This window comes from Planctobacterium marinum, from assembly GCF_020687805.1.
Classification (GTDB): domain Bacteria; phylum Pseudomonadota; class Gammaproteobacteria; order Enterobacterales; family Alteromonadaceae; genus Planctobacterium; species Planctobacterium marinum.
Map to the genome: position 1 here is coordinate 523109 of NZ_JAJEWQ010000001.1, position 12557 is coordinate 535665.

14 protein-coding genes and 1 tRNA gene are annotated in these 12557 nt (G+C 44.2%); 11 read left to right on the plus strand and 4 right to left on the minus strand.

All coding sequences use genetic code 11. From position 1 onward, the window contains the following. Positions 1-24: 24 nt before the first annotated feature. Together LJ740_RS02425 and LJ740_RS02430 are read right to left on the minus strand one after the other, a co-directional pair. Entirely contained in the window at positions 25-765 is a 741-nt protein-coding gene (locus tag LJ740_RS02425; RefSeq protein WP_229527457.1) for a DUF481 domain-containing protein, read from the minus strand. 54 nt (positions 766-819) lie between these two features. Further along, positions 820-1620: a mechanosensitive ion channel family protein gene (locus LJ740_RS02430; RefSeq protein ID WP_229527458.1), complete on the minus strand. Its 801-nt coding sequence runs from the start codon at positions 1618-1620 to the stop codon at positions 820-822. A gap of 182 nt (positions 1621-1802) precedes the next feature. Here LJ740_RS02430 and LJ740_RS02435 point away from each other — a divergent pair, with 182 nt between their 5' ends. The 8 genes from LJ740_RS02435 (at position 1803) to LJ740_RS02470 (ending at position 8803) form a co-directional block, all read left to right on the plus strand. After that, entirely contained in the window at positions 1803-3020 is a 1218-nt protein-coding gene (locus tag LJ740_RS02435; RefSeq protein ID WP_229527459.1) for a pyridoxal phosphate-dependent aminotransferase, read from the plus strand. A gap of 8 nt (positions 3021-3028) precedes the next feature. Continuing rightward, the gene (gene yfbR, locus LJ740_RS02440) at positions 3029-3628 is read left to right on the plus strand and encodes a 5'-deoxynucleotidase (RefSeq protein ID WP_229527460.1); all 600 of its coding nucleotides are present in this window, start codon (positions 3029-3031) and stop codon (positions 3626-3628) included. 106 nt (positions 3629-3734) lie between these two features. Further along, positions 3735-5072 (plus strand): anti-phage deoxyguanosine triphosphatase, encoded by a 1338-nt coding sequence (locus tag LJ740_RS02445; RefSeq protein ID WP_229527461.1) that lies wholly within the window; start codon positions 3735-3737, stop codon positions 5070-5072. 22 nt (positions 5073-5094) lie between these two features. Next, complete coding sequence (locus LJ740_RS02450; RefSeq protein ID WP_229527462.1) at positions 5095-6027, plus strand: tetratricopeptide repeat protein; 933 nt, start codon at positions 5095-5097, stop codon at positions 6025-6027. A gap of 85 nt (positions 6028-6112) precedes the next feature. After that, positions 6113-7114 (plus strand): protein-methionine-sulfoxide reductase catalytic subunit MsrP, encoded by a 1002-nt coding sequence (gene msrP / locus LJ740_RS02455; protein WP_229527463.1) that lies wholly within the window; start codon positions 6113-6115, stop codon positions 7112-7114. A gap of 4 nt (positions 7115-7118) precedes the next feature. Then, entirely contained in the window at positions 7119-7745 is a 627-nt protein-coding gene (gene msrQ / locus LJ740_RS02460) for a protein-methionine-sulfoxide reductase heme-binding subunit MsrQ (protein ID WP_229527465.1), read from the plus strand. 125 nt (positions 7746-7870) lie between these two features. Then, on the plus strand, positions 7871-8302 hold the full coding sequence (locus LJ740_RS02465; protein WP_229527466.1) for a hypothetical protein: 432 nt from the start codon (positions 7871-7873) through the stop codon (positions 8300-8302). A gap of 21 nt (positions 8303-8323) precedes the next feature. Then, positions 8324-8803 (plus strand): YchJ family protein, encoded by a 480-nt coding sequence (locus tag LJ740_RS02470; RefSeq protein WP_229527467.1) that lies wholly within the window; start codon positions 8324-8326, stop codon positions 8801-8803. A 1-nt stretch (position 8804) separates the two neighbouring features. On the opposite strand, the gene LJ740_RS02475 is transcribed toward LJ740_RS02470, so the two are convergent. Continuing rightward, positions 8805-9302, minus strand: a complete 498-nt coding sequence (locus tag LJ740_RS02475; protein ID WP_229528022.1) for a VC2046/SO_2500 family protein — start codon at positions 9300-9302, stop codon at positions 8805-8807. A 125-nt stretch (positions 9303-9427) separates the two neighbouring features. On the opposite strand from LJ740_RS02475, the gene LJ740_RS02480 reads away from it, so the two are divergent. The 3 genes from LJ740_RS02480 (at position 9428) to LJ740_RS02490 (ending at position 11632) form a co-directional block, all read left to right on the plus strand. Further along, positions 9428-9512, plus strand: a tRNA-Tyr gene (locus LJ740_RS02480). A 201-nt stretch (positions 9513-9713) separates the two neighbouring features. Beyond that, entirely contained in the window at positions 9714-11366 is a 1653-nt protein-coding gene (locus LJ740_RS02485; protein ID WP_229527468.1) for a response regulator, read from the plus strand. Then, entirely contained in the window at positions 11363-11632 is a 270-nt protein-coding gene (locus LJ740_RS02490; RefSeq protein ID WP_229527469.1) for a hypothetical protein, read from the plus strand. Before LJ740_RS02485 ends, LJ740_RS02490 begins: the two co-directional genes overlap by 4 nt. Positions 11633-11635: 3 nt before the next feature. On the opposite strand, the gene LJ740_RS02495 is transcribed toward LJ740_RS02490, so the two are convergent. Continuing rightward, on the minus strand, positions 11636-12520 hold the full coding sequence (locus LJ740_RS02495) for a DMT family transporter (RefSeq protein WP_229527470.1): 885 nt from the start codon (positions 12518-12520) through the stop codon (positions 11636-11638). Positions 12521-12557: the final 37 nt, after the last annotated feature.

The window sequence follows — 12557 nt, forward strand, 5'->3', positions numbered from 1 at the left end:
CCGCCTGGCTCACTCAGATACAGCTTAGAAGAAGGTGTAAACCAAAGTGGCTGCTGTTTCTGTATCCAGATTATCAACACCGTCATCAACTTCAGAGTTGTGCTTTAAGATAATTGAAAACTTCATAGAAAGCGCATCGGCAATCTTGGCCGAAACAGAGGTTTCTGACTTAGATTTAGTGTTTTCGCTACCGACTTCCGTGCTCACCTTTTGCTTAAAGTTTGCTGAGTTGGAAATCTTCCATGAATAGTCAAACGCACCCCGGACGATAAAGCCACTGGCGTCTTCACCATCCACCTTTTCTGCGAAGGAATAACCCGGACCGATACTGTAGGTCAGCTTTTGTGTTGAAGACTCAAAAAATACACTACTCCAACCGGCGGCTACCGTTGCCTGATAATCAAAGCTGGTAAATCTGTCATCTTCGTAGGAACCGAAGGCAAACAAGCGGTTTTGCGGGTTATCCAGTTTATAGTTACCCTGCGCTGACAAGAAATAACGCTGTGCGGAAGTCTGGCTTTCATCCTCACCCAGATCGTTTTCCACTTCCTCTTCTTTGTATAGACCTTCGATTAGGTATTCATTACTCCACATTTCCATTTCATGGCTGGCACTCAGGCGCCCTTTTACCGACGTAGTTTCTGTGTTACCAGTAGTAAAAATAAGGCCTAGTTCCCCGTCCAGGGTAAAGGCTTTTTGCTCGTCATCATTGGCGTGTGCATAGCCACAGGCAGCCATCGCAGCGACTAATAATAGTTTTTTCATTGTGTTTACTCTTTTAAAAAACGAAAGGGAACGTTCAATGTTCCCTACAGAAGATTAATTTTCAGTTTTATGCAGATATACATCCATTTGTGGGTACGGGATGGTGATGTCGTTTTCATCCAGTTTAATTTTTATATTTTCAATAAGGTGCCAATAAACTGGCCAGTAATCCGGTGTTTTTACCCAGGGGCGTACAATCAGATTAACCGAAGAATCTGCCAACTCACTCACAGCAATAGTCCAGGCCGGATCTTTCAGTACCCGCTCATCACTGGCCACTAACTCTTCAATAACCGATTTGGCTTTGCGAATATCTGCGTCGTAGCTGATACCAATAAGCAAATCCACTCTTCGCGTTTCCTGCGTCGAAAAATTGGTAATGGCATTTCCGGTAATAGACGAGTTCGGCACAATAACAATTTTGTTGTCTGGCGTTTTAAGTTTGGTGGCAAACAACTTAATTTCCATGACGGTACCCATACGATTGCCCACTTCAACAAAGTCACCCGCTTTGAAAGGACGCAGAACGACAATTAATACACCCGACGCGAAATTGGACAATGACCCCTGTAGCGCCAGACCAATCGCTAAACCTGCCGCACCGATCACGGCAACCAGCGAGGTTGTGTCGATACCCAGCTGCGACATTGAAGCAATTAAGACGGCCAGTAGTCCGATAACATAGATAATGCTACCGGCGAAACTAACAACGGCAGCATCTACCTGTTTTTTGGCAAGCGCTTTTTTCACCAGGTTTACAATGGTCTTTGCGATAAAGTTACCGACGACAAGGATAACCAGTGCAAGGCCTATTTTTATGCCCCAGGCCATCAATACTTCTTGTTGTATTTCCATACTTTCTCCCAATTGTTTTGTATTTTCTCGTGTTCCAGCGGCCATTATCCATAAGATTTTTTAAATTCAAATTAAACTTTTGACTAATTGTTATAAATAGTACCGATAAATTTAAAAGAATCACTTAACAGCTGTGCACTGTTTGTTTACTCTTGCACACCTGCAAGGAGTAAAAATGCCAAATGAAAACAATTGAAAAGTCCAATAAACTCAACAATGTATGCTACGACATTCGTGGCCCCATTTTGAGTGAAGCCAAACGATTAGAGGATGAAGGTCACCGTATATTAAAACTCAATATCGGTAACCCCGCCCCGTTTGGTTTTGAAGCACCTGAGGATATCCTCAAAGACGTTATTCACAACCTGCCCAGCTCGCAAGGTTATGCAGATGCTAACGGACTTTATGCCGCCCGCGTGGCAGTGATGCAATACTACCAACAACGCAATATTAAAAATATTGCCATAGAAGATGTGTTTATCGGCAATGGTGTCAGCGAATTGATAGTGATGGCCATGCAGGCATTGCTTAACAGCGGTGATGAAGTGTTGTTGCCTTCTCCGGATTACCCGCTTTGGACTGCTGCTGTAAGCCTGAGTTCAGGGACGCCGGTACACTACCGCTGCGATGAAAAATCCAACTGGTTTCCGGACATCGAAGATATCCGCGCCAAAATAACCAGTAACACCAAAGCTATCGTAATCATCAACCCAAACAATCCAACGGGTGCGGTTTACAGTAAAGATCTGCTTTTGGAGATCATTGAACTGGCAAGGCAACACGGGTTGATGATATTCAGTGATGAGATTTACGACAAAATTGTTTACGACCGTGCCAAGCACATCTCCATCGCCAGTTTGGCAGATGATATCTTTTTTGCGACCTTTAGCGGGTTATCAAAAAATTACCGGGTAGCCGGTTTTCGCGCCGGATGGTTGTTTCTGAGTGGCAATAAGCGCCTTGGACGCGGGTACATAGAAGGCTTAAATATTCTTTCGTCTATGCGTATGTGTGCCAATGTACCCAGTCAACATGCCATACAAACCGCTCTGGGAGGCTATCAGAGTATTAATGAATTGATAGCTGAGGGGGGACGATTGCGGACTCAGCGAGATATCGCTTTTAAAATGCTAAACGATATTCCTGGCATCAAATGCGTAAAACCCAAAGGTGCTATGTATTGTTTTGCCAAAGTGGATGAAAAGAAATTTCAGATCCGCGACGATGAACGGATGATCCTGGATTTATTGCGGCAACAAAAAGTACTGTTAGTCCATGGTAGTGCCTTTAATTTCTTTGAAGGTATCTACTTCCGACTGGTATTTTTGCCCCATCAGGATCAACTGGTGCCCGCGATAGACGGTATCAGAGAGTTCTTTTCCACTTACATACAGGATTAAATAGTTATATGCATACAAAAAGCCACTTTTTCGCACACATGGCCAGAATGAAACTCATCCAACGCTGGCCGTTAATGCGCAATGTTCATCAGGAAAATGTGCAGGAGCATAGTCTGCAGGTAGCGATGGTGGCACACGCTTTGGCACTGATCAAAAACCGTTATTATGACGGCCAGGTAGACCCAAACCGGGTAGCGACCATCGCACTTTTTCACGACGTATCAGAAGTACTAACCGGGGATTTACCCAACCCGGTCAAATATTTTAACAACGCCATAAAAGAAGAATATAAAAAGATTGAAAAAATAGCCGAGCAGCGCCTGATTGATATGGCACCGGAAGAATTCCGGGAAGACTATGCGGCTTTAATTGACCAGCAACACCACAGCAGCGAAGAAGCATTTTTAGTCAAAGCCGCAGACGTGATTTGTGCTTACCTGAAAACGCTGGAAGAGCTGGCTGCAGGCAATAAAGAATTTAAACTGGCCAAAAAACGTATGGATCAAACCCTTAAAGATTATCACTCGCCGGAAGTTGAGTATTTTCTGGAAGCGTACGTGCCCAGTTTTTTACTTAGTCTGGATGAAATCACACTGGAACTGGAATAACTCACGCCATTGCACGTGACTAATTTCCCGCCAATAATATCCAATCCCCCTCTTGACCCGCTTGTTACAGCACAGTAACGTAAACAAAAACGCAAGAGGGTTTGGATTGGACAATCAATGGCTTGAGAGACGGTTTGATAACCGTACTGTGCGCGAAGGAGATCACCGCACGCCGTTTCAACGAGATAAAGCTCGAATTCTACATTCCGCAGCCTTTCGTCGACTGCAATCAAAAACTCAGGTATTGGGCATTGGTATTGGAGACTTCTATCGCACCCGTCTGACCCACTCGCTGGAAGCATCACAAATCGGACAAGGCATTGCAGCACAACTTCAGATGAAGTATCCACAGCTTATGTCTGAGCTGGCGCTGGACCCAATCTTAATAGAAGCACTTTGTCTGGCCCATGACATCGGGCACCCTCCCTTCGGTCATGGTGGCGAAGTAGCGCTCAATTATATGATGCACAAACACGGCGGCTTTGAAGGTAATGGACAAACATTTCGCATTGTTACCCGGCTGGAACCTTATACGGCTGAGCACGGCATGGATCTGTCCCGCAGAACCTTACTTGGCCTGGTTAAATATCCTGCCACTATTGCACAACTTCAGGGCAGCTATCCAACCGATAACCTGAAAGATTTTCGCAGTGTAAAAGCAGGCGACTGGCATCCTCCTAAAGGGCTTTATGATGATGATAGTGCTGCTTTAGAGTGGATGCTTGATGTGCTCAGCAGCGAAGACAAACGCTTATTGCAACAGAGCAAAGAAAGCAAAAGCCCTAATTCTCACCAAAAAACTCAGTTCAAATCGTTTGATTGCTCGATTATGGAATTGGCCGACGACATCGCCTACAGCATTCATGATCTGGAAGATGCCATTGTGATGGGTATCGTCAACCAAAGCGCTTTTGAAAAAGAACTGGTGGGACCCATCATGGCGATTCAAGGCGCCACCTGGTTAAACGAGCAGCTTCCCAGATTAAGTGATCTGTTGTTTAGCGAGCACCCACATGAGCGCAAAAATGCTATTGGTGCCCTGGTTAACGCGTTTATTACCAAAATTGAGGTAACGCAAACCCATGAGTCTTTTGCTGAGCCCCTGTTGAAATACAACGCCAGCTTTCCTGAAGAGTTTGAGCAGGCCCTTGGCGTCTTTAAAAAGTTTGTGTTTCAAAGGGTCATCAAAAAATCAGAAATTCAGCAGTTGGAATACAAAGGGCAACTGGTGGTTATGGAATTGTTTAATGCTTTTGCATCAGATCCTGAGCGGCTGTTACCAGAAAATACCCAGAAAAGATGGTATAAGGCCAAAGAGCGCGGTGCTGAAACACGGGTGATTGCCGACTATATTTCCGGCATGACAGATGAATTTGCATCAAGAATGCATGGCAATTTGTTTTTACCTAAAATGCAAGGTATCAATCACGGCCAATTTTACTAAACTTAATGGAGCGTGTTGACCTTTGCAAGGGGCAAAAAGCGCTAATAATCCGCTGTTTGTTAAAGATATTTCAAAATCGGCGGATGAATATAAAGAACAACATGGTTTACCTATTATGGCTGAAGCAGAAAGACAACAAGACGTAGAATTTGAAGATGCATTCTTCAATGATGCAGGCGATGACAACGAGTCACCCGAATTCAGCCTTGAAGACGATAATGACTCAGATATTGGTGATGAGTTTAGCCTTGAAGAATCTGACGTTCTGGACGACGACATTAAGCAGGAAATCAAGCAGGACATCACGCAAATAGCCGAGTCACCCGAGCAGGATGCCCCTGAAAGTTCAGCAACACCAAAAACATCCCGCCAATCTATTGCCTCCAGTTACTCTGATGACATCCTCAGTGATGCGCAAGCCGAGGATACTCAAAAAACCAGTGACAACGCCGGGCAAAACACAGACGATGAGTTTGAAGAATTCGAATATTCAACTGACATTGATATCAATCACTCAGCGGGACTGTTGCACTCACAACAAGCTCATCAGTTAGAAATGTCTCTGTTAGAGCGCATAGACGATCTCATACAGGTGCTGGAAAAAAGAGCCAAAGGCAGCACACCTGAGCAGTTGCCGCACAAGCAATTTGCCACCGGAATCCACTATATCAAACACGAGAAAAATCACTATCTGGGCGCAAAGTGGCTACGCAAAGCGGCAATGCAAGGACATGGCAAAGCACAACTATACTTGGGAATGTTGTTTCTACAGGGCAATGGTGTGCCAAAAAGTCTTTTTCATGCCTATGCTTGGTTTAGTCTGGCAGTATGTCAGAACATTGATGAAGCTGTTGATGCCCGTAAAAAGCTGGAACGCCATTTAACCGCCAAAGATATCAATGCAGCGTTGAAATACGCCGCCGATATTCTGGATAAAATTCACTCGCCATTATAAATTTTTACCATCTTCAGAGATTTTTTTAAGCCAAAGCGGGTCTCATACGTAAACAGCTAACCTGTAAACCGAGCAGCGTTTGAATATGGCAAAACTAAAAACAGTAGATCAACCACTAACAGAAAACAACGTCACCAGCGAATCTCTGTTTAAGAACCGACGTAACATTCTGAAATCCATGGGCTTTGTTGGTGCCGGTGCGCTACTGACAACACCGCAAAGTAGCACTGCATTTAGTTTGTTTGGCGATGATCCGCAATTTCAGACAAGGGCATTACCCCACAAGAAAAACAGCAATTATATTGCATCGGATGCCATAACATCAGAAGCAAAAGCGACCTCTTACAATAATTTTTACGAATTTGGCACAGGTAAAGACGACCCTAAAGACAACGCTCAGGGGCTGACCGTAGATCCCTGGTCACTTATCGTCGACGGTGAAGTCGAAAAACCCCTGAAACTTGATTATGACGCCCTGTATAACAGCTTTGATATCGAGGAGCGCATCTATCGATTTCGTTGCGTAGAAGCCTGGTCTATGGTTATTCCCTGGCTGGGCTTTCCATTACATAAATTACTGAACAAAGCTCTGCCAACATCCAAAGCCCGCTATGTTGCCTTTGAAACCCTGTACAGACCGGAAGAAATGCCAGGGCAGAAAAGCCGTTTTGTGGGAGGAGGTATTGATTACCCCTATGTAGAAGGTTTGCGTCTGGATGAAGCAATGCACCCGTTAACACTTATGTCGGTTGGACTGTATGGCAAAACCTTGCCACCGCAAAACGGTGCCCCGATACGCCTGGTTGTCCCCTGGAAGTATGGCTTTAAAAGTATCAAGTCGGTGGTCAGAATTCGATTAACGTCAACCCAACCGGCAAACACCTGGAACATACTGCAACCTCGTGAATATGGCTTCTATGCGAATGTTAATCCAAAGGTATCACACCCGCGATGGTCGCAGGCGACAGAACGGCGGTTAGGAAGTGGTGGATTATTAGGCAGTCAACGAATCGCCACACAAGCATTTAATGGTTACAGCGAAGTTGCATCATTGTACAAAGATCTGGATTTGAGTAAGTATTTTTAGAAGAATGATATTACGCGTAACACCTAAAAGTATTGTACAGCTTAAGATTGTCATACATGTCACTAACCTGGCGTTTATCTTGACCTGGTACTATTGGGCTTTTACCGATGCGCTGGGTGCAGACCCGGTGAAGGCCTTAATTCACTTTACCGGTATGGGGGCCATTAACCTACTGTTACTGACGCTATTGGTTTCGCCAATAGCCAGATTTACGCGCCAGCCACAATGGATAAAAATTAGGCGTTTACTGGGTTTATATAGCTTTACCTGGGCAGTGCTACACCTTTCAAACTACGTTGTTTTTGATCTGCAGTTGGCCTTTGATACCTTGCTGGAAGACATTATTAAGCGCCCCTACATCACTGTAGGATTTAGCGCCTTTCTGATTCTGACATCGCTGGCCGTTACTTCACCCAGAGCAATGCAACGCACTTTGGGTAAACGATGGCAAAAACTACACAATCTAATCTATCCCGCCAGTTTGTTGGTGATCCTCCATTTCATCTGGTCTGTGAAATCATTCGATCCAGAGCCAATACTATATGCATTGCTTTTACTTTTAATGTTAAGCACTCGATTCAAAGTGGTACAACAACGCCTATTCAGCAAATCAGCTGGCCGGCAAAAATAATTCTGGCCGACACTATGCTATCCAACGATTATTTCCCATGTTCAAACTTTATGCAAATTTAACTTGACTGGATTGAAATACAGTATTACTGTTTTCCTATACAGTATTTTATACAGGTATTCGTTATGTTTTTAATCGAGTCGAACAACGCTCCACAGAGCACCAGCTTATCTGAATCTATTGATGTGCAGGTCAGCCAGCCAAAACACTCAGCCAGAAGTGCTAATGCTAATACCCCTTATCAGTTTGATGAAATGGCAAAATTACGGGCGCTGTTTCTGGGTCTTATCCGACAAAAGCGCTGGATATACTTTCTCAACGATGAAATTAAACTCAGGGCTGCACATTTACCCGTACTACAGGTCAAATTAAAAGAGCACCATTGCCAGTTTGAGTCATTGCAACGCATTATATTATCTGGTCATTGCAGTGCTGTTGTGGTTGAAAAAAATAAGCTGTCGGAAGCCCAGTTTGAATATGTTCAGAATTTGAGTCACAGAAACAAAGTACAGGTGATCTTGTTGGAAAACATCCGTGACAATGAGACACTGCATTGATTTAAATTGCCGGATATATCAATGCAAAACTGTTTCTGTTGTAGTGGGGAAAAAATTGAGTTGTGTTGTGGACCATTCCTCAACGGAAAACGAACGCCACAAAATGCTGAACAGTTGATGCGCTCCCGGTTTTCAGCTTATTGCACTAAAAACTACCAGTATATTCTGGAAACCTACGGTAACGAGCAACGCATAAAATTGAACATTGAGGGCCTCAGTAGTGCCGCCGAAAACACCCATTGGATTGGCTTAAAGGTGCTTAACTTTACAGCGATATCAGACAACTTCGCCCAGGTAGAATTTATCGCATTTTATAATGAGGCAGGCACGGTATACCAAATGCACGAGATTTCTGATTTTGAGTTGCAGGACAGTCAGTGGAAATATACAACCGGCCAGATGCAAAGTGACTCAGGCAAGATTAAATTATCCAGAAATGCGCCCTGTCCCTGCACCAGCGGGAAAAAATTCAAACAGTGTTGTCTGAATAAAGTCAGTTGAGCTAATCGAGTCCTTTCTCCCTGACTTCTCTAACCGTATCGTAAAGTAGTGTTTCATCTACCTGTATATTTTCACTCTGCAATCCTTTTATTTTCAGTTGTGTAAACATATCGCAGTTTGACGTTACATCATCCGGGATTCGTTTAACATCGTTATACAGGGATAAAGGCGTGGGATGCATATAGGCCAGCAACTTTGCCGAAGGTAGGTCGTTGCGCTGAATAGCCCCTGCAAACTCCTGTTGCCATAAATAGTGTTGTTTCTCTGTTTTGAGCGGAACTTCGGGATAGAAATTAAATTTTTCTATTGGGATTAAGCCTACCGGCTTGTCTTCCGTCTCCCCTTCGACTTTCAGTCTTTGCGTTATATCCTGCTGCATCATAGACAGTAACAAGGCAAAGTCACTTTGCGATCCGTGACGCAGCGCCCGGCCAAGTCCGGTCTTAAACTCGGTCTGCCTGATTTCCGGATTTACGGTTGTTTTTTGGTTATTGTCCATCACACAAAACTGAAACTCTTCAACGCCTTGTTATCGGCAAAATAGGGATAAATCTTTAAAAACAAAACTTATTATGACGAAATGTTTACAGCAGCAATTTTTCTGCTAATATACGCCGCTCTTTTGGAGGGGTTCCCGAGTGGCCAAAGGGATCAGACTGTAAATCTGACGGCTCCGCCTTCGCTGGTTCGAATCCAGCCCCCTCCACCATCTTTATATTAATTGTCTGATATCACACACAGATTTGCCCACATAGCACATCGGAATACAAACCCGGCAGTTCACTGGTGCTCACGCCTTATTTTTGAATAATTGCCCGAAAAAACAACAACATTGGTGGTTTTCCTTGCTTTTGACGCAGTTCTCATTCATTTTTAAGGACTACATTCTGAATTAGCACTTTCGCTTGTAATGCCCAAATTAAATCTGACAGACAAGAGAGTTATTATCGTTGACGACCAACGACCTTTTTTGCTCATGTTAAAGGGGATTATCTCTAAATTGGGTGTGCGCTCCTTGCGGATCGTGCAAAGCGCAGAGGGGGCAATCGCAGACTGCAAAAAGGAAAAGTTTGACGTTGTCATCGCAGATCTGCACCTGGGCACCAACAAAAAGAATGGTTACCAGTTAATTGAACAACTCAGAATTCAAAAACTCACCCGTGCCGACACCGTCTATATGATGGTAAGTGGCGACAGCCACCGTCCGATAGTGCTGGGCAGTATAGAGCGCAACCCGGACGATTACATCATCAAACCCTTTTCTCAGGCACAACTCCTTAACAGACTGGCTAAAGCTTTCGAAAAAAAACAGGCCCTGCGCAGTATCCACCTGGAAGTTCACAAACAAAACTGGGAAGGTGCCATTGTAGCCTGCAAAACCTTGTTAGAAACCGCCACAAAATACCGCCAGAGCATCATATTATTGATGACTGAATTATACTGGCGAGTCGATGACTTTGATGCCGCCCACCAACTGTTACAGGAAGTATTGGAACAGAAAAACCTGCCCTGGGCACAAGTCGCCATGGCCAGAACCAAATTATTAATGGGTGACTATGAAGAAAGCATTAAACTGGCCAGACAAATAGTGTCAGCCAGACTTTTAGCCCTTGAGGGGCATGATATTCTGGCGCAAAGTTATATGGCGCTGGAAAGATACACCGATGCCATGGCCCAGATACGGCTCGCTTTAGATATGTCTCCCTACTCTATTAACCGCCAGTATTTAGGTGCGGCCATTGGTCGTATCAATCAGGATTATGAATTCGCCAAACAATGTTGCAAAGAACTGTTTGAGCAAAGTAAACGCTCTGTGCACAGGGATCTGGCGCACATGTGTAACTTTGTGCGCTCAATTATTGATGTGGCTGAAAATGCCGATGACAAAGGCAAAAAGAATAAATACCAGCAAGAAGCCATGCTGACACTGCAACGTCTGCGCTCTGATGAACTGGTGATCCGTTCTGGCGATGAATTCAGCTTCGACGCATTTGCCAACTTAATCACTGGCCGAATCAATTCATTAGATGGAAAATCCGTTGAAGCCAAAAACAACCTGAGCGCAGCTCAAAAAGAGATCGAACAAAAATTTGAAGCAATGCCAATGGTATTAGCGCCAGACACCATCAGTTTATTGGTAAAGGTTGGCGAATTCGATCAGGCAAAAATACTCACTGACGACCTGCGAGCCAGTGATTACAGATTAGATGACAACATTGAGTATATGTTGGAACAAGTAGGTAAAGAAATAGAATCCCAAAGCGGCAAATTTGAGCACTATAATCAGAAAGGTCTGGACTGCTTCAACGGAGGCAAATACCAGGCAGCCTTTGAGGCCTTCGGTCACGCATTAAAGTACTCACAAGTTAATGCCGACGTGGCACTCAATTTACTAAATTGTTCGACACGTTTGATGGAACAAACAACAAAACCGGATTTGGTAACTATCGTAGAATCAAAAAAGACCATCAAAATACTTGAAGGCATCGCACTCAGTGCACAACAGTCCACTGAATTTTTAAAACTAAAATCTGACCTGAGTCAGTACATGGAACTAAAATGAAAAATATTCTGCTTGCCGGCCTGGCAACATCATTGCTACAAGGTTGCATCGTTCTGGAAAACAAACCCTGTGAGGATATTCTGGAAGTTAAGCGCCAGGAAAAAATGTGTCAAACCTTGCGTAAACAAATGAACGACAAAAGCCACCCTCAGGCGGCCTTAACCGCAAAACAACGCTATGAAGAAGCCTGTGTGGACTTGCGCTATTACCGGGATGATTACGATACTATTTGTCATAGTGACGAGCGCCCGGTAGGAAAACAGTAAAGCCTATTTAGCTTTTTTTCTGCCCAGCGCTGTTAGCATTGAACCAGATACAACCATAAACGCCCCCACATATGCCGTTTTAGTGAGATCAGAATAGTCAAAAAATGTCGGGTATAGAGCTACCGCGGCGCTGGTACTTAAAATGGTAAATATCGGCGCCAGGGCGATCACCGCACTGACTTTTGAGGCTTCCCAAATAGACATGGCCTTGGTAAAGCTGCCATAAGCGATCAACGTATTTACACAGCAAAAAAGTAAAGCCAGTCCACTTAACCAGGTCAAGGCAAAAAGATCGCTGAGTGTTGACATAGGCAACAACATCAAAGCACCGAAACCATAAAAAATAAGGGTCATCTGTCTGGCCGTAAAATGAGTTAACAAGCTCTTCTGCAACAACGCATACACGGCCCAGGCGATTGCCGCGAACAACATCAACAATACGCCAACGGTGTACCCTGTTGAGCCACTAAACAGCAATTGCCATTTATTGTCGAAGAAAAACACAAACCCCGAAAGCAATAACAAGGTTCCCAACAGTTGCAAACGCGTAAAGCTTTCTTTGAAAAACCAGAAGCCCCCCAGCATCAACAAAAAAGGCGCGATCTGAATGATAACCTGCGCCGATTCCGGGTGCAGATATTCAAGGCTTTTAACATATCCGACATAGTTTGCAGACAATGCCAGCCCAGCCAGAATCACCAGTGCGCCACGACGCTGTTCAAACTGTCGTTTTATTGGCCATTGTTTACGCCAGCTAATCATTGCAGCAACAAATGCAAAGGCAAAAACAAAGCGATAAAAACTGACTGTAATGGGGTCCATTGTTTGCAATGCCAGTAACATAAAAGCCGGCAAGACACCCCACATCACCGCGGTCAGCAGTGACAAAGCAAATCCAAACAGAGGACGATATTCCATGGCAAAT

Excerpts from the sequence above, each read along its gene's own strand:
- LJ740_RS02425 (WP_229527457.1), bottom strand. The coding sequence starts at position 765 with ATGAAAAAACTATTATTAGTCGCTGCGATGGCTGCCTGTGGCTATGCA.
- LJ740_RS02430 (WP_229527458.1), bottom strand. The coding sequence starts at position 1,620 with ATGGAAATACAACAAGAAGTATTGATGGCCTGGGGCATAAAAATAGGC.
- LJ740_RS02435 (WP_229527459.1), top strand. The coding sequence starts at position 1,803 with ATGAAAACAATTGAAAAGTCCAATAAACTCAACAATGTATGCTACGAC.
- yfbR (WP_229527460.1), top strand. The coding sequence starts at position 3,029 with ATGCATACAAAAAGCCACTTTTTCGCACACATGGCCAGAATGAAACTC.
- msrP (WP_229527463.1), top strand. The coding sequence starts at position 6,113 with ATGGCAAAACTAAAAACAGTAGATCAACCACTAACAGAAAACAACGTC.
- msrQ (WP_229527465.1), top strand. The coding sequence starts at position 7,119 with ATGATATTACGCGTAACACCTAAAAGTATTGTACAGCTTAAGATTGTC.
- LJ740_RS02465 (WP_229527466.1), top strand. The coding sequence starts at position 7,871 with ATGTTTTTAATCGAGTCGAACAACGCTCCACAGAGCACCAGCTTATCT.
- LJ740_RS02470 (WP_229527467.1), top strand. The coding sequence starts at position 8,324 with ATGCAAAACTGTTTCTGTTGTAGTGGGGAAAAAATTGAGTTGTGTTGT.
- LJ740_RS02475 (WP_229528022.1), bottom strand. The coding sequence starts at position 9,302 with ATGGACAATAACCAAAAAACAACCGTAAATCCGGAAATCAGGCAGACC.
- LJ740_RS02485 (WP_229527468.1), top strand. The coding sequence starts at position 9,714 with ATGCCCAAATTAAATCTGACAGACAAGAGAGTTATTATCGTTGACGAC.
- LJ740_RS02490 (WP_229527469.1), top strand. The coding sequence starts at position 11,363 with ATGAAAAATATTCTGCTTGCCGGCCTGGCAACATCATTGCTACAAGGT.